The organism is Zobellella sp. An-6 (assembly GCF_052487945.1).
Map to the genome: position 1 here is coordinate 2,973,914 of NZ_CP199259.1, position 24,361 is coordinate 2,998,274.

The window sequence follows — 24,361 nt, forward strand, 5'->3', positions numbered from 1 at the left end:
CGATGAGCCTCACCGAGCAGGATGCCCATGGATTCCACTGGCTGGTGGATATGCTGGAGTCGGTCGAGATCGGCCTGGTGGTTATCGATCTGGATTTCCGGGTGCAATTGTGGAACGGCTTTATGGAAAACCACAGCGGCCTGACCTCCACCGCCGTGCGTGATCGCAACCTGTTCCACCTCTTTGCGGAGCTGCCCGAACCCTGGCTGCGTCGCAAGGTGGACACAGTGGTCACCCTCAACACCCGTGCCTTCACCTCCTGGGAGCAACGACCCTGGCTGTTTCGCTTCCGCAACAGCCGCCCGGTGACCGGTACTCAGGAATACATGTTCCAGAACCTGACCATCAGCCCGCTGTCCGATCCCGACGGCAGTATCCGGCGAGTGTGCCTGATGGTGTATGACGTCACCGATGTGGCCAGCAGCCGGCTGGCCCTGGAGCAGGCCAACGAGCAACTGGCCCGGCTGAGCATGACCGACCGGCTAACCGGCCTGCTCAACCGCGGCACCTGGGAAAACCTGCTCGACGCCGAATTCGCCCGCTTCCGCCGTTACGGCCACCCCTGCACCCTGGTGTTGTTCGACATCGATCACTTCAAGGAGATCAACGACAGGTACGGTCATCTGGCCGGGGACGACGTGATCCGCCAGGTAGCCGCCATTACCAGGGGGACCCTGCGCCAGTCTGATCAGGCGGGTCGTTACGGTGGCGAGGAGTTCGGCATCATACTGCCGCAGACGGATGCCGAGGGCGCCGACATTATCTGCGAGCGGCTGCGCCGGGCGTTCGAAGCCGCCGTGGTCAGCACCCAGGAGGGTGAAATCCGCTACACCGTCAGCCTGGGAGCGGCTCCCTTGAGGGAGGGCCCGAACAACCACATGGAATGGCTGCGCCAGGCCGACGAGGCGCTCTACGCCGCCAAGCATGAGGGGAGAAACCGGGTGGTGATGAGATAAGACACCCGGCGCCATTCGTACCCTTCGTAATCAGGAAGGCGGGCGCCAGGCCGACGCCCAGCATGCCACCGAGCAACAGGGCTCCCAATCGGTATCTGGTCTGCATAGCGGTCTCCGGGCACTGTGGCCTTTCCCACTTTAATGCCGTCAGGGGTGCCGGCAAACACCGCCGACACGCCATGAGACTCCTTCTGTCGGGCTCAATCCAGTCGCTTGGCGTAGCTTTCCCGCTCCATCTCGACCACTTCCACGGTGAGGGAAATATCCTCGAGCCCCAGACCCGCCAGGGCCTCCAGCACCAAAGCTGCCAAGGCCTTCCTCTGCTCCGGGGTGCGTCCCGACAGTATCTTCAGGGTCACATGGATAAAGTCGCGGCGGGCGCCGCCATGGTGGTGGTAGTCGTAGCCGACGGCCCGGCTCTTGATGTCGGCCTCTTCGAACAGGCCGCTGTCGAAGGCCCCCTGGTGCACCGCCGTGACCAGGGCAGAAGGGCTGAGCTGGCGTCCCAGGGTGGTGGAGTATTCGATTACGCAATGGGGCATGGCCTTGCTCCTTGAAAAAAAAGAAAGCCCCGCTACGGGGGCTTTCGCAGAGGAAAACCGGTTTACACCAGTTCGATCACGTCGAAGCCGACTTCCGGATTGACGTCGGCGTCGTAGTCCACGCCCGCCAGGCCGAAACCGAACAGGCGCAGGAACTCGTCCTTATAGCCCTGGTAATCGGTCAGCTCATAGATGGTGTCGTCGGTGATCTTCTGCCAGATCTCACGGCAGGCGTTCTGCACCTCGTCGCGCAGCTCCCAGTCGTCCAGGCGCAGGCGGTTCTGCTCGTCCACCGGGGCGGGCTGGCCGTTGTAGAGACGGTCGGCGAACAGGCGCTGGATCTGCTCGATGCAGCCCTCGTGGATGCCCTGCTCCTTCATCACCTTGAACGCCATGGAGATGTACAGCGGCATCACCGGAATGGCGGCGGAGGCCTGGGTCACCACCGACTTGAGCACCGCCACGTGGGCGTTACCGCCACGGGCCTTCAGCTTGGCGTCGATGGCATGGGCGGCGCGATCCAGGTCTTCCTTGGCCTTGCCCAGGGTGCCGTGCCAGTAGATGGGCCAGGTCAGATCGGTGCCGATGTAGGAGTAGGCCACCGACTTGGCGCCTTCGGCCAGCACGCCGGCGGCTTCCAGGGCATTCATCCACAGCTCCCAGTCCTGGCCGCCCATCACCTGGATGGTGTCGGCGATTTCCTGCTCGTTGGCCGGCTCGACCACGGCTTCGACCAGCACGTCCTTGTTGGTGTCGAGGGCCACCGACTTGTAGGGCTCGCCGATGGGCTTGAGCGCGGAGCGCACCACTTCGCCGCTGTCGGGCAGCTTGCGCACCGGCGAGGCGAGGGAGTAGACCACCAGGTCGATCTGGCCCAGGTCCTGCTTGATCAGCTCGATCACCTGGTCACGGCACTCGTTGGAGAAGGCGTCGCCGTTGATGCTCTTGGCGTACAGCCCCTCTTCCTTGGCGGCCTTGTCGAAGGCGGCGGCGTTGTACCAGCCGGCGGTGCCGGTCTTCTTCTCGGTACCCGGCTTTTCGAAGAAAACGCCGATGGTGGCGGCGCCGCTGCCGAAGGCGGCGTTGATGCGGGAGGCCAGGCCGTAACCGGTGGACGCGCCGATCACCAGCACCTTCGTCGGCCCCTGCGCCAGTTTGCCCTTGGCTTTGACGTAGGCGATCTGCTCGCGTACATTCGCCTCACAGCCGACCGGATGGGTGGTGGTGCAGATAAAGCCACGGACCTTGGGTTTGATGATCATAGAGATGTTTGCCTCGGTTATTCACAAATAGAGGCTAAAGATACCCTATTCCGGGGCAAATGTGAGGCCCGATGTTTACCCTTCGTCCCTATCAGCAGGAAGCGGTCGACCGCACCCTGGACTACTTTCGCCGCCATGACGCACCGGGACTTTTGGTGCTGCCCACCGGCGCCGGCAAGAGCCTGGTGATCGCCGAGCTGGCCCGCCTGGCCCGGGGCCGGGTGCTGGTGCTGGCCCATGTCAAGGAGCTGGTGGAGCAGAACCACGCCAAGTACCGGGCCTACGGCGTCGAAGCCGATATTTTCTCCGCCGGGCTCAAGCGCCGGGAAAGCAGCCGACAGGTGGTGTTCGGTTCGGTGCAGTCGGTGGCGCGCAACCTGGGCGCCTTTTCCGGCTTCAGCCTGGTGGTGATCGATGAGTGCCACCGGGTGTCGGACGACGATGACAGCCAGTACCTGCAGGTGGTCAACCACCTGCGTCGGGACAATCCCAGGCTCAAGGTGCTGGGGCTCACCGCCACTCCCTACCGTCTGGGGCTGGGCTGGATCTACCAGAGCCACCACCACGGCATGGTGCGCAGTCGTGCGCCGCGCTTTTTCACACACTGCCTGTTCGAGCTGCCGCTGCGGCTGATGATCAAGCAGGGTTACCTGTGCCCGCCGCAACTGGTGGACGCCCCCGTGGTGCACTACGACTTTTCCCGTCTTTATGAGCAGGGGCTGTTCAGCGAGCAGGCGCTGGATCGGGAACTGGCCCGCCAGCCCCGGGTCACCCCCCACATAGTGGCGCAAATTCAGGACTACGCCGAGCCCCGGCAAGGGGTGATGATCTTCGCCGCCACCGTGCGCCACGCCGCCGAAGTGGCCGGCCTGTTGCCGCCCGGGCAGACCGCGCTGATCACCGGAGAGACCCCCGGCCCGGAGCGGGACGCCATCATCCGCCGCTTCAAGGCCCGGGAGCTGAAGTTCCTGGTCAATGTGGCGGTGCTCACCACCGGCTTCGACGCCCCCCATGTGGATCTTATCGCCATTCTGCGCCCTACCCAGTCGGTGGCCCTGTACCAGCAGATAGTGGGCCGGGGCCTGCGCCTTTCGCCGGGCAAGCACGACTGCCTAGTGCTGGATTACGCGGGCAACAACATGGACCTCTTCGCCCCCGAAGTGGGCGAGCCCAGGCCCCATCCGGACAGCACCCAGGTGCAGGTGCCCTGCCCCGCCTGCGGTTTCGCCAATATCTTCTGGGGCAAGACCGACGCCGAGGGCCGGGTGCTGGAGCACTTCGGCCGCCGCTGCCAGGGCCTGTTCGAAGACGACGAGGGCCAGCGGGAGGAATGCGGCTACCGTTTCCGCTTCAAGTCCTGCCCCCAGTGTCTGGCGGAAAACGACATCGCCGCCCGCCAGTGCCACGACTGCGGCCAGCTGCTGGTGGATCCGGACAAGCAACTGAAGGAAGCCCTGGCGCTGAAGGACGCCCTGGTGCTGCGCTGCGCCGGCATGACGCTGGCGGCGGAGCAGGGCAAGTTCGGCCCGGCGCTCAAGGTGACCTATCACGACGAGGACGGCACCGAGCTGGTGCAATGGTATGGCTTCGACGCCAAGGGGCCCAAGGGCCGCTTTTTCCGGGACTTCGTGGCTCCCCACTGGCCGGCCCCGGGCCTGGAGCCGGATTTCGCCGCTCTGGCCGAGGTGGAGGCGGCCGCCGCGCGCTTTCGCCACCCGGACTTCGTCATCGCCCGCAAGCACAAACGGGGCTGGCAGGTGAAGGAGAAGATCTTCGACTACCAGGGCCGCTACCGGCGCGCCCATGAATTGGGATAAGGGACGGAGACTGGCATGCTATATTGGCCCCGCAGACCACAGGCAAAACATCACCAAAGAGCACATCCATGATAAAAACCGCATTAACCGGCTTCGCCATTCTTTTTACCGCCCTGACCGCCCGGGCGGCCACGCCGCCGGAGCACGGCCAGGCCGCCTGGCTGCTGGCCGACCTCGGCAGCGGCCGTATCGAGCAGAGCCACAACCCCGAGCAGTTGCTCAAGCCCGCCTCCACCCAGAAGCTGCTCACCAGCCTGGCGGGCGCCCTGGCCCTGGGGCCCGACTGGCGCTATGAAACCCGGCTGCGCTACCGGGGCAGGCTCGAAAACGGCCTGCTGGTGGGAGATCTGCTGATCGACTTTGTCGGCGATCCCAGCCTCACCCGGGAGCAGTTGCGGGATCTGCTGGCCGGCAGCGGCATCCGCCGCATCAGCGGCAACCTGCTGCTCAACCAGTCCCGTTTCGGCGGCTATGACAGGGGCAACGGCTGGTCCTGGAACGACCTCGGGGTCTGCTACACGGCACCGCCGGCGGCGCTGATCCTGGACAGGAACTGCGTGCAGGGCGCCCTCTACGCCCGCCTCGGCCAGCCGGCCCGCGCTACGGTGCCGGCGCACCAGCCGGTGTCGGTGAGCGCCGAGGTGGCGGTGCTGGGCGAGGCCGAGCGCCGGGCCCGCTTCTGCGAGCTGGAGGTGGACATGAGCCCGCCCAACCGCTATCACCTCAGCGGCTGCACAGGGCCACGCCAGGAGCCCTGGCCGCTGCGCTTCGCCATCCAGGATCTGGACGCCTGGGGCGAGGCCCTCAGCCGCTGGGCCCTGGGGCAGGCCGGCATCGCGCTTTCCGGCCGGATCAGCGGCAGCCGGCAGGATGCCGCCGATTGGCCGGTGCTCGCCAGCCACGCCTCGCCGCCCCTGCGGGAGCTGGTAGGGCGTATCCTGCTCCACTCCGACAACCTCTACGCCGACAGCCTGCTGCGCACCCTGGGCGCCGAGCATTTCGGCCAGCCCGGCAGCTTTCGCAACGGCAGCCAGGCGGTGCGGGAGATCCTGAAAGCGCAGGCCGGCATCGATCTGGGCCCCGCCTGGCTGGCGGACGGCTCCGGCCTGTCGGCCCACAACCTGCTGCGGGCCAGGGATCTGCTGGCGGTACTGCAGGCCATGGCCGCCAGGCCCGAGCTCGACTGGCTGGTGGCGGCCCTGCCGGTAAGCGGCGAAAACGGCACCCTCCGCTACCGTAAAAGCGTGATCCAAATACCGCTCAAGGGACGGGTGCAGGCCAAGACCGGTACCATCGCCCATGTGCAGAACCTGGCCGGCTTTATCGACACCGACGCTGGCCGCAAGGCCTTCGTACTGCTGCAAAACGGCCTGTCCATCAGTCCCGAACAAGAGCAGCAACTGGCCCGGGGCGAAGGCGACTGGCCGGCCCGGGCCTTCGAGCGGCAGTGGCTGGAGCAGGCGCTGGCTGCCGGCTCCATCGCCAAAACCAATCAATGATGAATACATTAACGATTTAACCAGGGGGCACCGGCTGCTTATACTGCCCCCCGTTACCCAGTCAAGGAGAAAGCCCATGTTTGCTGTGATATTTGGTCGCCCCGGTTGTCCCTATTGTGTTCGCGCCAAGGAACTGGCGGAAAAGCTCACCACCGAGCGCGACGATTTCAAGTTCCGTTATGTGGACATCCATGCCGAGGGCATTTCCAAGGAAGATCTGGAAAAGACGGTGGGCAAGCCGGTGCAGACGGTGCCCCAGATTTTCCTCGACCAGCAGCACATCGGCGGTTTCACCGACTTCGAGGCCTACGCCAAGGCAAACCTGGACCTGTACCAGTAATCCCTTTCACCACACTGCCCTGGCGACCGCAAGGTCGCCTTTTCAGCGCTCCGACACCGACATCAACGCAGAAGCGCCGTTTTCAGGATTTTTTTCGTCCAAAGCCCCCTTTTACCCCTTTTCATCCGGGTGCCAAAGCTCCATCATGGACGCCATTGACTGTCTGTACTGCCCGTTCCCGGACACGCCTTTCCCGAAGCCCGCGCCTCATGCCGGCCTCTCCTGTTCGTGGTTTCCCTGGCAGTTGCATAACCCGAGGCCCTTGATACCCATGTATTCCGTAGAGAAATCGCACAAGCTGGACAACGTCTGTTACGACATCCGCGGCCCCGTCCACAAGGAGGCCCGCCGCCTGGAGGACGAAGGCCACCGTATCCTCAAGCTCAATATCGGCAACCCGGCCCCCTTCGGCTTCGAGGCCCCGGAAGAGCTGCTCAAGGACGCCATCCTCAACATGCCCACCAGCCAGGGCTACTGCGATTCCAAGGGACTCTTCTCGGCCCGCAAGGCGGTGATGCAGTACTACCAGCAGAAGGGGCTGCGCACCACCGATCTGGACGACATCTACATCGGCAACGGGGTGTCGGAGCTGATCGTGATGGCGATGCAGGCCCTGCTCAACAACGGCGACGAGGTGCTGGTGCCCGCTCCCGACTATCCTCTGTGGACGGCGGCGGTGACCCTGTCCGGCGGCAAGGCGGTGCATTATATGTGCGACGAGCAGGCCGACTGGTACCCGGATCTGGACGATCTCAAATCCAAGATCAGCCCCCGCACCAAGGGCATAGTGCTGATCAACCCCAACAACCCCACCGGCGCCGTCTACGGCAGCGAGTTCCTGCTAGAGGTGGTGGAAATCGCCCGCCAGAACCGGCTCATCATCTTCGCCGACGAGATCTACGACAAGATCCTCTACGACGATGTTGCCCACCATTCGGTATGCACCCTGTGCGACGACGTGCTGGTGGCCACCTTCAATGGCCTGTCCAAGAGCTATCGTGCCGCCGGCTTCCGCCAGGGCTGGATGATGCTCAGTGGCCCCAAGCACCTGGCCCGGGACTATATCGAGGGGCTGGAGATGCTCGCCTCCATGCGGTTGTGCGCCAACGTGCCCATGCAGCACTGCATTCAGGCCGCACTCGGCGGCTACCAGAGCATCAACGAGCTGGTGCTGCCCGGTGGCCGGCTGCGCCAGCAGCGGGACAAGGCCTGGGAGCTGCTCAACCAGATCCCAGGCATCTCTTGCGTCAAGCCCAAGGGCGCCATCTATATGTTCCCGCGGATGGATCCCAAGGTATTCGACATCAAGGACGATCAGAAGATGGTGTACGACCTGCTGCTGCAGGAAAAGCTGCTGATCGTACAGGGCACCGGCTTCAACTGGCCCAAGCCCGATCACTTCCGCCTGGTCACCCTGCCGCGGGTGGACGATATCGAGGACGCCGTCGGCCGTATCGCCCGCTTCCTCAAACATTACCAGCAGTAAAGCTGGAAGCTGGAAGCTGGAAGCTGGAAGCTGGAAGCTGGAAGCTGGAAGCTGGAAGCTGGAAGCTGGAAGCTGGAAGCTGGAAGCTGGAAGCTGGAAGCTGGAAGCTGGAAGCAAAATGAAACTCGGCGCTGCAATGCAGCGCCATTTTTATTTTCACAGATCGGCTCGACGCCGGACGATGACGCCTTATCGTTATACAACGCCGGGCGGCTTCAAGCCTCCAGCTTCTCGCTTCAGGCTACAGCAGCGGGCTCAGCAGGTAGAAGAGGTTCTCCGCCACTCGCTTGCGCAACGGGCGCTTGCGCCATTCCAGCCAGGACAGGGGCCGGGCATCGCTCAGGTAATCATCCGCCAGCCGCAGCAGCTCGCCCATCACCTGGCCGTCGTCCACCAGCAGTGTCATCTCGAAGTTCAGCCACAGGCTGCGCTTGTCCAGGTTGACCGTGCCCACCAGGGCGAACTGGTGATCCACCAGCACGCACTTGGTATGCAGCAGGCCGGCGGCATAGAGGTGGATCTCCACCCCCGCCTGCAGCAATTCGTCGAAAAAGGCGTTGCAGGCGTGGTTGACCATGCGCGAGTCGTTTCTGGCCGGCAGCACCAGCTGCACCTCCACGCCCCGATCCGCCGCCGAGCACAGGGCCGCCACCAGGGGATCGTCCGGCACGAAGTAGGGGGTGATCAGCACCAACCGCCGTCGGGCCTGGTAGACCGCGGTTAGCAGACTCTGGGCGATGGCGTCGCCGCCCATGAAGGGGCCGGAAGGCAACAGCTGCAGCTTGAGCTGGTTGTCCAGGCAACTGATGGGATGGTACTCGAGCTGCTCCAGCAGACGCTCGCCGGTTTCCATCTCCCAATCCCATACGAACAGAGACCAGATGATGGGCACTATGGGACCGCGGATGCGCAGCATGATGTCCACCCACTGGCCCACCCCCGCGTCCTGCTTGAAACAGGCCGGATCCACCAGGTTCATGGAGCCGGTGTAGGCCACCTCGTCGTCGATCACCGCCAGCTTGCGGTGCATGCGCAGATCCTGACGCTCGAACAGCACCCGCAGAGCCCCCACCGGCAGCACCTCCACCACCTTGACCCCCGCCTCCCGCAGCCGTTTGGGCCAGCGGCTGCGGAAGAAATCGGCGCTGCCCACCGAATCCAGCAGCAACCGGCAGTCCAGCCCCCGTCGGGCCGCATCCATCAGGGCATAGGCCACCTCGTCGGCGAGCCCCCCCGGGTACCAGATATAGAACTCCAGGTAGCAGGAACTGCGCGCGGCGCAGATGTCCGCCTGCATCGCCGCCAGTATCTCCTCCGGTCGCTGCAACAGCAGCATGCCGTTGCCAGTCAGCATCGGCATGTTGAGCCGAGCCTTGACCAGCTCGTAGATGGGCCTGACCGGATCGCTCACCTCGAAACGCTGACCGGGAAAGCGGGACACCAACACGTTGATCCAGTCCGCATAGGGCCGGTACATGGACTTGGCCCGCTCCGCCCGCTTGCGGCCCAACCGCACCTCGCCAAAGAGTATATAGGCGGCCACGCCCAGGATGGGAATGGCGTAAATCAGCGCCAGCCAGGCCAGGGACACCCCCACCGCCCGACGCTTCATGATGACCCTCAGGGTCACCCCTATCACCAGGCTGGTATGGGCGAGAAACAACAGCCAGCCCAAGACGGTATAGATGTAGTCACTCAAAAATGCCTTGCTCCTCTAAAGCGGTGCGGTGCAGACTGTCTCTGGTGCAGCAAATCCAGACAGAGATATAGGCTTATGAAAATTATACTTTTTTTAATGACTTTTGGGATAAGTAGTTTTGCCGCTGCCCAGACCCTGACCATCACCGAGCAACAGCTGAATGCCGAGCTCAACCGTCAGCTCGGGCGGGAGTTCCCGCTCACCCTGGGGGACTGGCTGTCGGCGGGGATCAAACTGCAGGGGCTCGAGGTCGAGCTGGGCCGGCAGGAAGCGGACAAGGCCCGGGTATCGGGCCGGGGCCTCATTGCGGTCAGCCAGGGGCAGAATCGCTACCATTGGGACATCAGCGGCGACTTCAGCGCCCGCCCCCGTTACGACAGCGAGCAGGGCGCCCTCTACCTGGAGGAGTTCGAGCTGCTCAGCTATCGGCTGAACGAGGACGGCAGCTCCCCCCAGGCCGGTTTCATGCTGCCGATGCTGCTGCAGGGCGTGGCCGGCTACCTGTCCCAGTATCCGGTCTATGTACTGGACGACAGCGATCCGCTGCAGCGCCAGTTGAAGGAGCGGGTGCTGGGCCTGGAGTTGGCGCCGGGCCGCCTCTCCCTGCATGGCCTGGATTAGGCGTCGTGGACTAATGCGGGCCCTAGTGGGCGGTGCGGTAGAAGCCCTCCAACTGCCCGACACTCATGGGGGCGGCCAGCAGTTGCCCCTGCACCGAGCTGCAGCCGTGCTGGTGCAGGAACTGCATCTGCTCGGCGGTTTCCACCCCGCAGGCCACCACCTCTATCCCCAGGGTCTGGGACAACAGCAGCAGGGAGCGGATCACCGACCGATCCAGGGGATCGAAGTGATCCGACAGCAGGCTGCGGTCTATCTTGATGCCGTCGATGGGCAACTGTCGCAGCTTGCTGAAGCTGAGCCGGCCCTCCCCCACGTTGTCGAGGTAGACCGCCATGCCGGCGCTGCGGAAGGCGTGCAGGGCGCCCATCAGCGACTCGCTGCGGCGCATGATGAAGTCGCTGCGCAGCTCCAGGATAAAGTCGCTCGGGCTGACCCGTTCGCGGGCGAAGATGTCGAGCAACTGGGCGGCCCTGTGCTGCTCCAGCTCCAGCCCGTTCAGGTTGATGCTGACCCGCCCCTGCCAGCCGCCCTGCTCCCGCCAGCAACGGTATTGCCGCGCCGCCTCGCCGAACACCCAGTCCGCCAGCCGGCACAGCAGGCCGGCATCCTTGGCCGCGGGCAGGAACTGATCCGGGTAGAGCACCCCCAATTCCGGATGGCGCCAGCGCAGCAGCGCCTCCAGGCTGAGCAGGCGCCGTGAGCTCAGCTCCAGCTTGGGCTGGTACTCCAGAAACAGCTGCCGGCGCTCTATCGCCAGGCGGAACTCGCCGGCCAGACGATGTTGCTGTTCCAGGCGGGCAAACTGGGCGCTGTCGAACAGGCACACCTTGGCACTGCTGAACGTCTTGGCCTCGTACATGGCGGTATCGGCGTAGCGCAGCAGGGTCTCGATTTCCAGCCCGTGCTCGGGATAGAGGCTGACCCCGATGCTGGCCCCCACGCTCAGTTCATACTCGCCCACCAGCACCGGGGCTTCCAGCTCTTCCAGCAACTGCTCCGCCTTGGCCAGCAGTTCGCCGGTGCTGAGCCGCCCCCGCCATATCATGACAAACTCGTCGCCGCCGATGCGGGCCACCAGCTCGTTGGCATCCACCCGGGCCAGCAGACGGCCGGCCAGGGCCTTGAGCACCTGGTCCCCCACCCCGTGGCCGAAGCTGTCGTTGATTGGCTTGAAGCGATCGAGATCGATAAAGAGCAGGGCCAGTTGCTCGCCCTCGTCCAATGACAGCCGTACCTTGTTGAACCAGCTCAGCAGGAAGCTGCGGTTGGCGGTGCCGGTGAGGGCATCGTGGTGAGCCAGGTAGCTGAGCTTTTCCTCCGACTGCTTGAGCCGGCTGATGTCGTCGAGGATGCCGATGATATGGCTGACCCGCCCCCGGCCGTCGCGCAGCAGGTGCAGCATCAGCCAGTGGGTGGCCAGCCGTCCCTGCCGGGTATGGTGCTGCACCTCTCCCTGCCAGTGCCCTTGCTGCAGCAGGCGCTGCCAGATCTGGCGGTAGTAGCGGCGCTCGTGCAGATCATGGTTGATATTGGTGATATGGCGGCCTTCGATATCCGCCGCGTCCAGCTCGCTGAGCCGGCAGAAGGCCGGATTGACGCCGATCACCCGCCCCCGCGGATCCATTACCACTATGCCTTCCCGGGTATGCTGCATGATCTGCCGGGCCAGGTTGAGGGAGGAGTTGGCCAGCTCCCGCAAGCCGTCCAGGCTGGTCTGGTGCAGATCCGTCGGTGTTGCCCATAACAAATCGCTGTGGTCCATGTCCGTGCTCTATATGGTTGAATGAATGAGATTCGCTCTGTTCATCGCCCTTTATTTTTTTGGTTTTGACGCTTGATCCAGCTGGTTATTTTTCGGGCGCCTCCATCATATAGACTCATATGAAAAATAAAAAGCCCGCATTGCTGCGGGCTTGAAACACCGGATTCGATTTGCGATCTAGCCGAGGTTTTTGCGGGCGTTGCGGAAGATGCGCATCCAGCCGCCATCCTCGCCCCAGCCGTCCGGATGCCAGGAGTTGGCCACGGTGCGGAACACCCGCTCCGGGTGCGGCATCATGATGGTCACCCGGCCGTCCTCGCTGGACAGGCCGGTGATGCCGTTGGCGGAGCCGTTGGGGTTGAACGGATAGCGCTCGGTGGCCTGGCCATGGTTGTCCACATAGCGCAGCGCCACGGTACCGCTCGCCTCGATGGCGGCGATATCGGCGCGCAGCGGCTGTACCCGGCCTTCGCCGTGGGACACGGCGATGGGCAGGCGCGAGCCGGCCATGCCCGCCAGGAACAGGCTGGGCGAGTCCTGCACTTCCACCAGGCTGAAACGGGCCTCGAAACGCTCGGAGGCGTTGCGCACGAAGTCCGGCCAGTGGGCGGCGCCGGGGATCAGATCCCGCAGCCGGGACAGCATCTGGCAACCGTTGCACACCCCCAGGGCGAAGCTGTCGGGACGGGCGAAGAAGGCCTCGAACTGGGCACGCAGCGCCTCGTTGAACAGTATGCTCTTGGCCCAGCCGCCGCCGGCGCCCAGCACGTCACCGTAGGAGAAGCCGCCACAGGCCACCAGGCCGGCGAACTCGTCCAGCCGGTGGCGGCCGCTCTGCAGATCGCTCATGTGCACGTCGATGGCGGTGAAACCGGCCCGGTCGAAGGCGGCCGCCATCTCCACATGGGAGTTGACGCCCTGCTCGCGCAGTATCGCCATCTTGGGATGCACGCCCTTGGCGATAAAGGGCGCGGCGATGTCTTCCTTCGGATCGAAGCTGAGCGACACCGACAGGCCGGGGTCGGTGGCATCCTGCTTGGCGTCGAACTCGGACAGGGCGCACTCGGGGTTGTCGCGCAGGGCCTGCATGCGGTAGCTGGTCTCGGACCACAGCCGGCGCAGCTCGGCGCGGGGCTGGGCGTAGATTTCCTCGCCGGCGAAGAAGAAGCGCAGGCTGTCGTCCTGGTTGAGGTGACCGATGACGTGGCTGCAGGCGGCCAGGCCGTGGCCGGCCAGGCAGGTGAGCACCGCTTCCTTGTCTTCGCGGCGCACCTGCAGCACGGCGCCCAGCTCTTCGTTAAACAGGGCCGCCAGCCGATCGGCGCCGAGCAGATCCAGCTCGACGTCGAGGCCGGTCTTGCCGGCGAAGGCCATCTCCGCCAGGGTGACGAACAGGCCGCCGTCGCCCTTGTCGTGGTAGGCCAGCAGCTTGCGCTCGGCCAGCAGCGCCTGGATGGCGTAGAAGAAGCCCTTGAGCTGCTCGGGGTTGTCCAGGTCGGCGGGCTTGTCGCCCAACTGGCGATAGACCTGGGCCAGGGCGGAGGCGCCCAGGCGGTTCTTGCCGTTGCCCAGATCCACCAGGATCAGGTCGGTCTCGCCCTGGTCGCTGCGCAGCCAGGGGGTGACGGTGGCGCGCACGTCGTTGACCCGGGCGAAGGCGGAGATCACCAGCGACAGGGGCGCGGTGACCGTCCTATCCTCGCCGTCCTGCTGCCAGCGGGTCTTCATGGACATGGAGTCCTTGCCCACCGGTATGGTCAGGCCGAGCACAGGGCACAGCTCCTCGCCCACCGCCTTGACGGCTTCGTACAGGCCGGCGTCCTCGCCCGGGTGGCCGGCGGCGGACATCCAGTTGGCGGACAGCTTGATGCGCTTGAGCTCGCCGATGTCGGTGGCGGCGATGTTGGTGATGGCCTCGGCCACCGCCAGGCGGGCGGAGGCGGCGAAGTCGAGCAGGGCCACCGGGGCGCGCTCACCCATGGACATGGCCTCGCCGGCGTAGGTGTCGAAGGCGGCGGCGGTGACGGCACAGTCGGCCACCGGCACCTGCCAGGGGCCCACCATCTGATCCCGGGCCACCAGGCCGGTGACGGTGCGGTCACCGATGGTGATCAGGAAGCCCTTGTCGGCCACGGTGGGCAGGGTCAGCACCCGCTCGGCCGCTTCCTTCAGGTTGATGCCGTGCAGATCCAGGGCCGGGCTGTGGTGGGTACGGCTTTCCACGTCCCGCTGCATCTTGGGCGGCTTGCCCAGCAGCACGTTGAGCGGCATGTCGATGGGCTGGTTGTCGAAGTGGCTGTCGTGCAGGCTGAGGTGCGGCTCGGCGGTGGCCTCGCCGATCACCGCGAAGGGCGCGCGCTCCCGGCGGCAGATGGCCTCGAACTCGGCCAGGCGGTCGGCGGCCACCGACAGCACGTAGCGCTCCTGGGATTCGTTGCACCAGATCTGCAGCGGGCTCATGCCCGGTTCGTCGTTGGGGATATTGCGCAGTTCGAAACGGCCGCCGCGGCCGCCGTCGTTGACCAGCTCGGGCATGGCGTTGGACAGGCCGCCCGCGCCCACGTCGTGGATGAACTGGATGGGGTTGGCGTCGCCCAGGGCCCAGCAGCGATCGATCACTTCCTGGCAGCGCCGCTCCATCTCGGGGTTGTCCCGCTGCACCGAGGCGAAGTCCAGATCCTCGCTGGACTGGCCGGAAGCCATGCTGGAAGCGGCACCGCCGCCCAGGCCGATGTTCATGGCCGGGCCACCCAGCACCACCAGCCTGGCGCCGACGGTGATCTCACCCTTCTGCACGTGCTCGGCGCGGATGTTGCCGAGGCCGCCGGCGATCATGATCGGCTTGTGGTAGCCGCGCACTTCCTCGCCGTTGAAGCTGGATACCTGCTCCTCGTAGGTACGGAAGTAGCCGAGCAGGGCCGGACGGCCGAATTCGTTGTTGAAGGCGGCGCCGCCCAGGGGGCCGTCGATCATGATGTCGAGGGCACTGACGATGCGCTCGGGCTTGCCGAAATCCTGTTCCCAGGGGCGCTGGTAACCCGGGATCCGGAGGTTGGACACGCTGAAGCCCACCAAACCCGCCTTGGGCTTGGAGCCGCGGCCGGTGGCGCCCTCGTCGCGGATCTCGCCGCCGGAGCCGGTGGCGGCGCCCGGGTAGGGGGAGATGGCGGTGGGGTGGTTGTGGGTTTCCACCTTCATCAGGATATGGATGTCTTCCTGGTGGTAGAGGTACTCGCCGGAGTTGGGGCTGGGGAAGAAGCGACCGGCGGGCGAGCCCACCATGACGGCGGCGTTGTCCTTGTAGGCGGACAGCACATGATCGGGCACCTGCTCGAAGGTGTTCTTGATCATCTTGAACAGGGACTTGGGCTGCTCGATGCCGTCTATGGTCCAGTCGGCGTTGAAAATCTTGTGCCGGCAGTGCTCGGAGTTGGCCTGGGCGAACATGTAGAGTTCGATGTCGTTGGGGTTGCGCCCCAGGCCGCTGAAGCCTTCATAAAGGTAGTCGATTTCGTCTTCCGCCAGGGCCAGGCCCATGCGCTGGTTGGCCTCGGCCAGGGCGGCGCGGCCGCCGGCGAGGATGTCCACGCTGGTCAGGGGCGCCGGCTCGGCCTCCACGAACAGGCAGGCGGCGGCGTCCAGGCTGTCGAGGGTCGTTTCGGTCATGCGGTCGTGCAGCAGGCCCTTGATGGCGCCGAGCTCAACGGCCGAAGGCTCACGCTCGAAGCTCAGGTAATAGGCGATGCCGCGCTCGATGCGCTTGACCTGGCCCAGGCCGCAGTTGCGGGCGATGTCGGTGGCCTTGCTGGACCAGGGGGAAAGGGTGCCGGGACGGGGGGTAACCAGGACCAGCAGGCTGCCGGCGGCCGGGGTGATGCCCTGAGCGGGGCTGTCGAGCAGCTGGCTCAGGGTTTGTCGGCTGTCGCCCTCGAGGTTGGCGTTCAGCGCGACAAAGTGCACATACTCGGTTTCGACTCCCAGCAGGGGCAGGTTCTGCTCCTGGGCACGGCGAACCAGGGCCTGGGTCCTGAAACCGGATAAGGCCGGCGAGCCTCTCAGTATTTCCATAGTGGCTATTCTCAAAGCGTGAGTGAATGGGGGGTTGAGAAATTGGCGGTATTATAGGTTTACACCCCTGCCCTGTCGACGCCGATTTCCCGAGCCTTGTCCTGGGCCTGACGCCGCCGATACCGGCAATTACCTGACGAAGAAGTCGACTTCTGCTATAAAATGTCGGTTGCCCAGAATGAGGATTCGCTGTTGCGCCGTATTGTTAGCCTTTCCAAAGTCACCCTGCTGTTCGGCCTGCTGACCCTGGCCGGCTGCGAGGCCGAGTCCCAGCCCAAGACCCAGCAGGCCCAGATCCAGGCCCGCGGTGAACTCAGGGTCGGCACCCTCTACCATCCCCTCTACTATTTCCTGCGCGACGAGCAGCAGGAAGGCCTGGATTACGAACTGGCCCGGCTGTTCGCCGACAGCCTGGGCGTCGAGCTTCGGATGGTTCCGGCCTACAACCTGGACGACCTCTTCGCCCTGCTCGACGGCGGCAAGGTCGACATGCTGGCCGCGGGCCTCACCAGTACACCCCTGCGCCGCCAGCACTATCGTTTCGGGCCCAGTTACTACGAAGTGGCCCAGACCCTGGTCTACCGCAAGGGCCAGCCCCGGCCCAAGGAGCCCGAACAGATAGCGGGCGACATCCGGGTGCTGGCCGGCTCCAGCCAGGCCGAATGGTTGCATGGGCTGCAACAGCAGTTGCCCGAACTGAACTGGGAAACGCGACGGGATGCGGATGCGGAGGATCTGCTACGCCAGGTGGCGGAAGGGCGCGCCGCCCACACCCTGGTGGAGGATACCCTGCTGGCCCGCACCCAACGCTACTACCCCAATGTGGAGGCGGCCTTCAGCCTGGGCGATCCCCAGCCGGTGGCCTGGGTCATCGACCGGCGCGACGACGACAGCCTGCTCGGCAAGATGCTGAGCTTTTTCAACGAGCAGCAACAGGCCGGCACCCTGGCCCGGCTGAACGAAAAGTACTTCGGCCATGTGCAGGACTTCGACTATGTGGACACCCGCACCTTCCTGCGCCGGGCCGAGGATCTGCTGCCCCGCTACCAGCCCCTGTTCGAGCGCCATGCCGGCGAGCTGGACTGGCGCCTGCTGGCGGCGGTGAGCTACCAGGAGTCCCACTGGGACCCCAGGGCCCGTTCCTACACCGGGGTGCGCGGCATGATGATGCTGACCGAGGACACCGCCCGCCAGCTCGGGGTGGAGGATCGGCTGGATCCGGAGCAGAGCATCCGCGGCGGCGCCCAGTACCTGGCGTCGCTGATGGGCCGGCTGCCGGAGGCCATACCGGAGGATGAACGGATCTGGTTTGCGCTGGCCGCCTACAACCTGGGCCTGGGCCATGTGCTGGACGTGCGCCGGCTGACCAAGATGAGGGAGCAGGATCCGAACTCCTGGAGCCAGGTCAAGGAGAACCTGCCGCTGCTGCACCAGCCGCGCTGGCACAGCCAGACCCGCTACGGCTATGCCCGGGGGCGGGAGGCGCAGAAGTTCGTCAACAACGTGCGCCAGTACTACCAGAGCCTGCAGTGGCTGCACGCACCCGGCACGGATCCGGGGCTGACCACGGCCCAGCGTGAGAGCCCGTCGACAGTTCCACCACTTTAACCGGAATGTCACTTTACTCGAGCATGGCAAACTGCTATCAAGTGAAGCAATGCAACATCGTCTTGTCAGACGAGTTTTGTGAAGGGGAATCCACCATGTTGAAACGCAGACGCGCCTTGTTGAAACAGCGCAAGCCGGCCGGTTGGTCGCCCCGGCGCAAGATATTGATGCAGGATCTTCGCCGCAAGATACTGCGCCGCAATAACGCCTATTTTCTGACCCAGGCCACCGCCGAATAATTCCCGCCCCCCGCCAGCGGGCTGGCGGGGACAGCCCCTCAACGCACCGTGATCACGCCGCACTTGGCACTGTGGGTCACCTTGTGGGAAATGCTGCCCATCACCAGGCCGGCCAGATCGCCGAGCCCTCGGCTGCCGATGACGATGACATCGACGCCCAGCTCCTCGGCCGTGCGAATGATGGCACGGGCCGGCTCTCCCTGAACCAAATGAGTCTGCAGGTGCTTGACGCCCAATGCACGGGCCTGCTCTTCCGCCCGTGCCATGACCTTCCGGCCCGCCTCCTCCAGCTCCTGGCGTCCAGCCTCGATGGACACCGCCCCAATCCCCCACACCAGGGTGGCATCGTGGGACAACACCTCGGGAACATGCACTATATGGAGGCTGGCATCGTCCTGGCAGGCCAGGTAGGCGGCCAGCTCCAGCGCTTTCTTGCCGTATTTGGAACCATCCACGGCGACCAGCAGTGATTTGTACATTATCGTTTCTCCTTGACCTGACGCCGCCCCGGCGGCCCCGTATTCAGCCTAGACCAGAACCCCGGACGAGGCGTGATCCAGCTCAGGGCAGCGACAACAAAGCAGAACGCCGGCAATGCCGGCGTTCTGGGGTCAGGATTTTTTCTTGATGAATTTCATCAACCGCTTGCGCTTGCGTAACTGGGTCGCCGTCAGCTTGTTCTTGACGCCGGCGTAGGGGTTGTCCCCTTCCTGGAACTCCACCCGGATGGGCGTGCCCATGATCTGCAGGGAGCGGCGGAAGTAGTTGATCAGGTAACGCTTGTAGGAGTCCGGCAGATCCTTGACCTGGTTGCCGTGCACTATGATGCGTGGCGGGTTGTAGCCGCCGGCGTGGGCGTACTTCAGCTTGACCCGACGGCCGCGCACCAGGGGCGGCTGATGGTCGTCCTGGGCCATCTGCATGATGCGGGTCAGCATGGAGGTGCTCACCCGCTTGGTGGCGGACTCGTAGGCCTCGACCACGGAGCCGAACAGGTTGCCCACGCCGCTGCCGTGCAGGGCCGAAATAAAGTGCAGACGGGCGAAGTCGATAAAGCCGAGGCGCCGATCCAGCTCGCGCTTGATGTCGTCCTTCACCTCCTGGCTGAGGCCGTCCCACTTGTTGACCGCGATGACGATGCTGCGGCCGGCGTTGAGCACGAAGCCGAGCAGGCTGAGATCCTGATCGGAGATGCCTTCCCGGGCGTCCAGCACCAGCAGCACCACGTTGGCGTCCTCGATGGCCTGCAGGGTCTTGATCACCGAGAACTTTTCCACCGCCTCGTGCACCTTGCCGCGCCGGCGCACCCCGGCGGTGTCGATCAGGATGAAGTCCCGCTCGTCCCGCTGCATGGGGATATAGACCGAGTCCCGGGTGGTGCCGGGCATGTCGTACACCACCACCCGCTCCTCGCCGAGGATGCGGTTGGTGAGGGTGGACTTGCCCACGTTGGGCCGGCCGACGATGGCCAGCTTGATCGGCAGATCCTCGAAGGGCGTGGCCTCTTCGTCTTCCAGTTCGTCGAGGGCTTCCATGGCCTCGGCGAGCTCCTGCTCGTCAAACTCCAGCGCCTCGCCGTCGGCCTCATCGGCCTCATCGGCCTCCACCGCTTCCCGCTCTGCCGCCAGGGCTTCCAGCTGGGGCGCCAGGGCGGTTTCCAGCAGGCTCAGCACGCCGCGACCGTGGGCGGCGGCGATCTGGTGGATGTCGCCCAGGCCGAGCAGGTAGAACTCGCTCACCGCCGAGTCGGCGTCGATGCCGTCGGTCTTGTTGGCCACCAGCAGGGTCTTTTTCTCGCAGCGGCGCAGGTGGTTGGCGATGGCTTCGTCGGCCACCGTCAGGCCGGCCCGGGCGTCGACCATGAACAGCACCACGTCCGCTTCGTCGATGGCGGCCAGGGACTGCTCGGCCATCTTCAGCTCGATGCCTTCCTCGCTGCCGTCGATACCGCCGGTGTCGACCACGATGAACTCCAGCTCGCCCACCCTGGCCTGGCCATACTTGCGATCACGGGTCAGGCCGGGAAAATCCGCCACCAGGGCATCCCGGGTTCGGGTCAGTCGATTAAAGAGGGTGGATTTACCCACATTGGGGCGGCCCACCAGAGCCACTACAGGCATCATAAACACAGTCTCCAAAAAGCAATAACGGCTCCTGATCCGGGATCAGGAGCCGGTGGTGCCATTCTCCGCCGGGGGGATCAGGGCTGGCCGATGGCCACCAGATCGCCGCTGCGGCTTTGCACGTAAAGGGTGTCGCCGGCCACGATGGGGGCGGTGTAGAGCCCCTTGCTGTCGATGCGTTGCAACGACTTGAGCACGCCGCTCTGCCGATCCAGCCAGTACAGGTAGCCCTCGGCATCCCCGACCACCAGGTAATCACCGAACACCGCCGGAGCAGTCAGTTGGCGGTTTTCCAGCTCGGTGTTGGACCACAGCTCCATGCCGCTGCGGGCATCCACCGCGAACAGATGGCTACGGCTGTCACTGATGAAAAGCCGGCCGCCGTCGGTGCTCAGATCCCGCGAGCCCTGATATTGGCGCTTCCACAGTTCCTGTCCCGAAATGAGCTGGTGGGCGGTCAGTTGGCCATTATAGGCGATAGCGAACAGGATATCGCCCAGAATCACCGGCCGGGCCGCTACGTCCACCATCCGCTCCAGCTCGGTGGCCCCCCGCGGGCTGGCGATGCGGGTATCGCGCACCGGTTGGCCATTGGCCAGCAACACTATACCCAACCGGCCGTCGGCCCGGCCGTAGAGCACGGCACCACCGGCGGTGACCGGGGTCGACATGCTGCGCAGGGTCAGGCTGGGTTGCTCGTTACGCAGCAGCCACCGGGGCTCGCCGCTGTCGGAGTCCAACGCCACCAGATTACCGGCGCTGGTATGCACCACCACCTTGCCCTCGTCCACCGCCGGCGCCGCCAGTACCTCACCGGGAACATCCCGGGTCCAGCGCACCTCGCCATCGGCCTGGGACACGGCGTAGACGATGCCGTTCTCGGAGCCGAAATAGAGGTTGCCGTAGGCGGCGGTCAGGCCGCCGGAAATGCGGGGACTGCGCTGGTTCTCGTTGATCTCGAGCTTGTCGAGCCGAACCTGCCACTGACGCTCGCCGCTGCTCCGGTCATAGGCGGCCAGCACCCCGTCCCGCGAGGCGGCGAAGATGCGTTCCCCCTCCACCACGGGTCGCAGCTGGGAATAGAAGTCGCCGACTCCATCGCCGACCGACGTCGACCAGCGGGGCTTGGCCTCGAAGGCGTTACTGATCTCCGGCAAGGGACTGATTGGTGCCACCGGCTCCTGGCTGGAGCAGGCTGCCAGACCGAGCCCCAGCACCAGGGGCAGCATCCGCATCAGGTGATTAGCCATGGTCATTCCTCATCGCCGAGTTCGGTGGCAACCGCCAGATGATCGAGCTTGAGCTGCAGGCCGGGGTTGTCGGCCAGGCCCCCCGCGTCCAGCGCCGCCCGATAGGCGTCGCGGGCCGCGTCGGGCTGCTCCTGGGCGAGGAAGAGATCGCCCTGCACCTCGCTTTTGAGGGCGGCGAAGGCCTCGCCCTGCACCTGGTCGAGACGGGCCTGGGCCGCCGCCGCCTCGTTCTGGGCCAGCAGTACCCGAGCCAGGCGCAGGTTGATGGTGTCGGCAAGCACCACATCCTGGGTGCCGGCCAGGGCCAGCTCCAGCTGCTGCCGGGCCAGGGTCAGATCGTTGGCCCGTACCGCTTCGGCGGCCAGCAACAGGGCCGCCAGCTCGCCGTAGTTGGTCCCTTTGTTCTGCTCGACGAAAGCGGCCGTCTCGGCGAAGGCGGCACTGCCCCGGCTGGCCAGACGCTGACTGACCTGCTCGAAGGCCTCGGCCCCGGCCGAACGGGTCTCCAACTGGTAGCTCTGGTAATAACGCCAGCCGAACAGCCCGCCCAGGCCCAATACCATACCCAGAACGATCGCCTTGCCGTATTCCTGCCACCAGCGCTTGAGGGCATCCAGTTGTTGTTCTTCAGTGCTGTAGATATCCACTCAGATCCCCTTTTGTTTGAGCTGTTCGATGACTTCATCCAGAGCCAGGGTCTGCTGCTCGCCCTGGCCGCGTAAATACTTCACCGTCACCTCGCCCCGGGCGATTTCCTCTTCGCCCAGGATCAGGGCGATGGCGGCGCCGCTCTTGTCGGCGCGCTTGAGCTGTTTCTTGAAATTGCCGCCGCCGCAATGGCTCATCACCCGCCACCCGGGCAGTTGATCCCGCAGCCGCTCGGCCAGGGCGAAGCCCGCCGCCTGGGCACCCTCGCCCGCCGCCGCCACATAGACGTCGGCCAGGGCCGGCTGGGGCGCCACCCGCTGCAATGTCTCCAGCAGCAGCACCAGCCGCTCCATGCCCATGGCAAAGCCCACCGCCGGCGTGGCCTGGCCGCCCAGTTGCTCCACCAGGCCGTCATAGCGTCCGCCGCCGCAGACGGTGCCCTGGGCACCCAGGCTCTCGGTGACCCACTCGAACACCGTCAGGTTGTAGTAGTCCAGGCCGCGCACCAGGCGGGGGTTGAGCTCGAAGCCGATACCGGCGGCGGTGAGCAGGGCCTGCAGTCCCGCGAAGTGGGCCCGGGTCTGCTCGCCGAAGTAGTCGGACAACACAGGGGCATCCGCCAGCAGCGCCTGTACCTCGGGGTTCTTGCTGTCCAGTACCCGCAGCGGGTTGGTGTACATGCGCCGGCGGCAATCCTCGTCGAGGCGCTCCCGGTGCTGCTCCAGGTAGGCCACCAGGGCGTCCCGGTAGGCGGCACGCTCTTCGGGAGCGCCCAGGCTGTTGAGCTGCAGGGTGACGTGCTCGCTCACTCCCAGCGCCTTCCACAGGCGGGCGGTGAGCATGATGAGCTCGGCGTCGATATCAGGGCCCTGCAGGCCGAACACTTCCACCCCGAACTGGTGGAACTGGCGATAGCGGCCCTTCTGCGGCCGCTCGTAGCGGAACATGGGGCCCATGTACCACATGCGTCGCTCCTGGTTGTAGAGCAGGCCGTGCTCGATACCGGCGCGCACGCAACCGGCGGTGCCTTCGGGCCTCAGGGTCAGGCTGTCGCCGCTGCGATCCTCGAAGGTGTACATCTCCTTCTCGACCACGTCGGTCACTTCGCCGATGGCCCGCTGGAACAGCCCGGTGACTTCCATGATGGGCAGGCGGATCTCCGCATAGCCGTAGGCGCTCATGGTGTTGCGCAGCACCGCCTCCGCCTGTTGCCAGGCCGGGGTCTGTTCCGGCAGGCAGTCGTTCATTCCACGAATTGCTTGAATCTGTTTGGCCACAACAACTATCTCTGTTCTTGAAACTTGAAGGAAAGGGAAAGTATCAGTCCCGGGACTGCACCGGAATGCGTCCCGCCGGATCGAACTTGGCCACCTTGGCGCGGATACGGGCTTCCAGCTCGTCCACCAGGGCGCCGTTGTCGAGCCGGCCGACCCGGGTGCCGCCGTCGTACAGGGCGCTCTTGCGCTGGGCGCCGGCCAGCCCCAGATCGGAGATCAGCGCCTCGCCGGGGCCGTTGACCACGCAGCCGATGATGGACACGTCCATCGGGGTAACGATGTCCTCCAGCCGGCTTTCCAGCGCGTTGACGGTGCCGATAACGTCGAACTCCTGACGGGAGCAGGAGGGGCAGGCGATGAAGTTGATACCCCGGGAGCGAATGCGCAGGGATTTGAGGATGTCGAAGCCGACCTTGACCTCTTCCACCGGATCGGCGGCCAGGGAAATGCGCAAGGTGTCACCTATCCCCTCCGCCAGCAGCATGCCGAGGCCGATGGCCGACTTGACCGCCCCGCTGCGGAAACCGCCGGCCTCGGTGATGCCCAGGTGCAGCGGCTGTTCGATTTGCCGGGCCAACTCCCGGTAGGCGCCCACCGCCAGGAAGACGTCCGAGGCCTTGACACTGACCTTGAACTGGTCGAAGTTGAGCTTGTCGAGAATGTCCACATGGCGCAGGGCCGACTCCACCAAGGCCGCAGGTGTAGGCTCGCCGTACTTCTCCTGCAGATCCTTTTCCAGGGAGCCGCCGTTCACCCCGATGCGGATGGGAATGCCCTTGTCCCGGGCACAATCCACCACCGCCCGCACCCTGTCTTCCCGGCCGATATTACCGGGGTTGATGCGCAGGCAGTCGGCACCGTATTCGGCCACCTGCAGGGCGATGCGGTAGTCAAAATGAATGTCGGCCACCAACGGCATGGAAGTCCCGGCGCGGATGGCCCTGAAGGCTTCCGCCGCCTCCATGGTGGGCACCGATACCCGCACTATGTCGGCGCCGGCTTTTTCCACCGCCCGGATCTGGGCCAGAGTGGCCGCCACGTCCGTGGTGAGGGTATTGGTCATGGTCTGCACGCTGATGGGGGCATCCCCCCCCACCAGCACCGAGCCGACACGGATCTGTTTGGATGGGCGACGAACTATCGGAGACTGGTGTTGAGACATCA

19 protein-coding genes are annotated in these 24,361 nt (G+C 65.1%); 8 read left to right on the forward strand and 11 right to left on the reverse strand.

Annotated features, from left to right (window positions below):
* Positions 1–2 precede the first annotated feature (2 nt).
* Positions 3–956, forward strand: a complete 954-nt coding sequence (locus ACT7DK_RS13920) for a GGDEF domain-containing protein (protein WP_445400133.1) — start codon at positions 3–5, stop codon at positions 954–956.
* Positions 957–1,156: 200 nt separating this feature from the next.
* Here ACT7DK_RS13920 and ACT7DK_RS13925 read toward each other — a convergent pair whose 3' ends face one another.
* A complete protein-coding gene (locus tag ACT7DK_RS13925; protein ID WP_445400135.1) occupies positions 1,157–1,498 on the reverse strand; it encodes a 5-carboxymethyl-2-hydroxymuconate Delta-isomerase in 342 nt (113 codons plus the stop codon).
* A gap of 62 nt (positions 1,499–1,560) precedes the next feature.
* Positions 1,561–2,760 carry an enoyl-ACP reductase FabV gene (fabV, locus tag ACT7DK_RS13930; protein ID WP_445400137.1) on the reverse strand — a complete coding sequence of 400 codons (1,200 nt, stop codon included), beginning with the start codon at positions 2,758–2,760 and terminating at the stop codon, positions 1,561–1,563.
* 71 nt (positions 2,761–2,831) lie between these two features.
* Here fabV and ACT7DK_RS13935 point away from each other — a divergent pair, with 71 nt between their 5' ends.
* From ACT7DK_RS13935 to ACT7DK_RS13950, 4 genes are all read left to right on the forward strand, one after another.
* Entirely contained in the window at positions 2,832–4,577 is a 1,746-nt protein-coding gene (locus ACT7DK_RS13935; protein ID WP_445400139.1) for a DEAD/DEAH box helicase, read from the forward strand.
* A gap of 68 nt (positions 4,578–4,645) precedes the next feature.
* Positions 4,646–6,076: a D-alanyl-D-alanine carboxypeptidase/D-alanyl-D-alanine endopeptidase gene (gene dacB / locus ACT7DK_RS13940; RefSeq protein ID WP_445400141.1), complete on the forward strand. Its 1,431-nt coding sequence runs from the start codon at positions 4,646–4,648 to the stop codon at positions 6,074–6,076.
* A 76-nt stretch (positions 6,077–6,152) separates the two neighbouring features.
* Positions 6,153–6,416: a GrxA family glutaredoxin gene (locus ACT7DK_RS13945; protein WP_445400143.1), complete on the forward strand. Its 264-nt coding sequence runs from the start codon at positions 6,153–6,155 to the stop codon at positions 6,414–6,416.
* 271 nt (positions 6,417–6,687) lie between these two features.
* Positions 6,688–7,902: a pyridoxal phosphate-dependent aminotransferase gene (locus tag ACT7DK_RS13950; protein WP_445400145.1), complete on the forward strand. Its 1,215-nt coding sequence runs from the start codon at positions 6,688–6,690 to the stop codon at positions 7,900–7,902.
* A gap of 241 nt (positions 7,903–8,143) precedes the next feature.
* Here ACT7DK_RS13950 and cls read toward each other — a convergent pair whose 3' ends face one another.
* Positions 8,144–9,601, reverse strand: coding sequence for a cardiolipin synthase (gene cls / locus ACT7DK_RS13955; RefSeq protein WP_445400147.1), 1,458 nt, complete (start codon positions 9,599–9,601; stop codon positions 8,144–8,146).
* Between the two features lie 75 nt (positions 9,602–9,676).
* Here cls and ACT7DK_RS13960 point away from each other — a divergent pair, with 75 nt between their 5' ends.
* Positions 9,677–10,222: a DUF1439 domain-containing protein gene (locus ACT7DK_RS13960; protein ID WP_445400149.1), complete on the forward strand. Its 546-nt coding sequence runs from the start codon at positions 9,677–9,679 to the stop codon at positions 10,220–10,222.
* A gap of 22 nt (positions 10,223–10,244) precedes the next feature.
* Here the strand turns inward: ACT7DK_RS13960 and ACT7DK_RS13965 are convergent, their stop codons facing one another.
* Together ACT7DK_RS13965 and purL are read right to left on the reverse strand one after the other, a co-directional pair.
* Positions 10,245–11,984 carry a putative bifunctional diguanylate cyclase/phosphodiesterase gene (locus ACT7DK_RS13965; protein ID WP_445400151.1) on the reverse strand — a complete coding sequence of 580 codons (1,740 nt, stop codon included), beginning with the start codon at positions 11,982–11,984 and terminating at the stop codon, positions 10,245–10,247.
* A 177-nt stretch (positions 11,985–12,161) separates the two neighbouring features.
* Positions 12,162–16,052, reverse strand: a complete 3,891-nt coding sequence (gene purL / locus ACT7DK_RS13970; protein ID WP_445400153.1) for a phosphoribosylformylglycinamidine synthase — start codon at positions 16,050–16,052, stop codon at positions 12,162–12,164.
* 192 nt (positions 16,053–16,244) lie between these two features.
* Here purL and mltF point away from each other — a divergent pair, with 192 nt between their 5' ends.
* Positions 16,245–17,660, forward strand: a complete 1,416-nt coding sequence (mltF, locus tag ACT7DK_RS13975) for a membrane-bound lytic murein transglycosylase MltF (protein ID WP_232513312.1) — start codon at positions 16,245–16,247, stop codon at positions 17,658–17,660.
* Positions 17,661–17,755: 95 nt separating this feature from the next.
* Positions 17,756–17,899 carry a hypothetical protein gene (locus ACT7DK_RS13980; RefSeq protein WP_176442045.1) on the forward strand — a complete coding sequence of 48 codons (144 nt, stop codon included), beginning with the start codon at positions 17,756–17,758 and terminating at the stop codon, positions 17,897–17,899.
* A gap of 38 nt (positions 17,900–17,937) precedes the next feature.
* On the opposite strand, the gene ACT7DK_RS13985 is transcribed toward ACT7DK_RS13980, so the two are convergent.
* The 6 genes from ACT7DK_RS13985 to ispG all read right to left on the reverse strand — a co-directional run bounded on the left by ACT7DK_RS13985 (position 17,938) and on the right by ispG (position 24,359).
* Positions 17,938–18,378 carry a universal stress protein gene (locus ACT7DK_RS13985; RefSeq protein WP_094039825.1) on the reverse strand — a complete coding sequence of 147 codons (441 nt, stop codon included), beginning with the start codon at positions 18,376–18,378 and terminating at the stop codon, positions 17,938–17,940.
* Positions 18,379–18,510: 132 nt separating this feature from the next.
* Entirely contained in the window at positions 18,511–20,022 is a 1,512-nt protein-coding gene (gene der, locus ACT7DK_RS13990) for a ribosome biogenesis GTPase Der (RefSeq protein WP_445400157.1), read from the reverse strand.
* A gap of 77 nt (positions 20,023–20,099) precedes the next feature.
* The gene (bamB, locus tag ACT7DK_RS13995; protein WP_445400159.1) at positions 20,100–21,272 is read right to left on the reverse strand and encodes an outer membrane protein assembly factor BamB; all 1,173 of its coding nucleotides are present in this window, start codon (positions 21,270–21,272) and stop codon (positions 20,100–20,102) included.
* 2 nt (positions 21,273–21,274) lie between these two features.
* Positions 21,275–21,919, reverse strand: coding sequence for a YfgM family protein (locus ACT7DK_RS14000; RefSeq protein ID WP_445400161.1), 645 nt, complete (start codon positions 21,917–21,919; stop codon positions 21,275–21,277).
* Positions 21,920–23,197 (reverse strand): histidine--tRNA ligase, encoded by a 1,278-nt coding sequence (hisS, locus tag ACT7DK_RS14005; RefSeq protein WP_445400163.1) that lies wholly within the window; start codon positions 23,195–23,197, stop codon positions 21,920–21,922.
* 43 nt (positions 23,198–23,240) lie between these two features.
* Positions 23,241–24,359 (reverse strand): flavodoxin-dependent (E)-4-hydroxy-3-methylbut-2-enyl-diphosphate synthase, encoded by a 1,119-nt coding sequence (ispG, locus tag ACT7DK_RS14010; protein WP_445402362.1) that lies wholly within the window; start codon positions 24,357–24,359, stop codon positions 23,241–23,243.
* Between the last annotated feature and the right edge of the window lie 2 nt (positions 24,360–24,361).

Excerpts from the sequence above, each read along its gene's own strand:
- ACT7DK_RS13920 (WP_445400133.1), top strand. The coding sequence starts at position 3 with ATGAGCCTCACCGAGCAGGATGCCCATGGATTCCACTGGCTGGTGGAT.
- ACT7DK_RS13985 (WP_094039825.1), bottom strand. The coding sequence starts at position 18,378 with ATGTACAAATCACTGCTGGTCGCCGTGGATGGTTCCAAATACGGCAAG.
- der (WP_445400157.1), bottom strand. The coding sequence starts at position 20,022 with ATGATGCCTGTAGTGGCTCTGGTGGGCCGCCCCAATGTGGGTAAATCC.
- ACT7DK_RS13980 (WP_176442045.1), top strand. The coding sequence starts at position 17,756 with ATGTTGAAACGCAGACGCGCCTTGTTGAAACAGCGCAAGCCGGCCGGT.
- bamB (WP_445400159.1), bottom strand. The coding sequence starts at position 21,272 with ATGGCTAATCACCTGATGCGGATGCTGCCCCTGGTGCTGGGGCTCGGT.
- ACT7DK_RS13960 (WP_445400149.1), top strand. The coding sequence starts at position 9,677 with ATGAAAATTATACTTTTTTTAATGACTTTTGGGATAAGTAGTTTTGCC.
- ACT7DK_RS13965 (WP_445400151.1), bottom strand. The coding sequence starts at position 11,984 with ATGGACCACAGCGATTTGTTATGGGCAACACCGACGGATCTGCACCAG.
- ACT7DK_RS13950 (WP_445400145.1), top strand. The coding sequence starts at position 6,688 with ATGTATTCCGTAGAGAAATCGCACAAGCTGGACAACGTCTGTTACGAC.
- fabV (WP_445400137.1), bottom strand. The coding sequence starts at position 2,760 with ATGATCATCAAACCCAAGGTCCGTGGCTTTATCTGCACCACCACCCAT.
- ACT7DK_RS13935 (WP_445400139.1), top strand. The coding sequence starts at position 2,832 with ATGTTTACCCTTCGTCCCTATCAGCAGGAAGCGGTCGACCGCACCCTG.
- ACT7DK_RS13945 (WP_445400143.1), top strand. The coding sequence starts at position 6,153 with ATGTTTGCTGTGATATTTGGTCGCCCCGGTTGTCCCTATTGTGTTCGC.
- purL (WP_445400153.1), bottom strand. The coding sequence starts at position 16,052 with ATGGAAATACTGAGAGGCTCGCCGGCCTTATCCGGTTTCAGGACCCAG.
- ispG (WP_445402362.1), bottom strand. The coding sequence starts at position 24,359 with ATGTCTCAACACCAGTCTCCGATAGTTCGTCGCCCATCCAAACAGATC.
- dacB (WP_445400141.1), top strand. The coding sequence starts at position 4,646 with ATGATAAAAACCGCATTAACCGGCTTCGCCATTCTTTTTACCGCCCTG.
- ACT7DK_RS13925 (WP_445400135.1), bottom strand. The coding sequence starts at position 1,498 with ATGCCCCATTGCGTAATCGAATACTCCACCACCCTGGGACGCCAGCTC.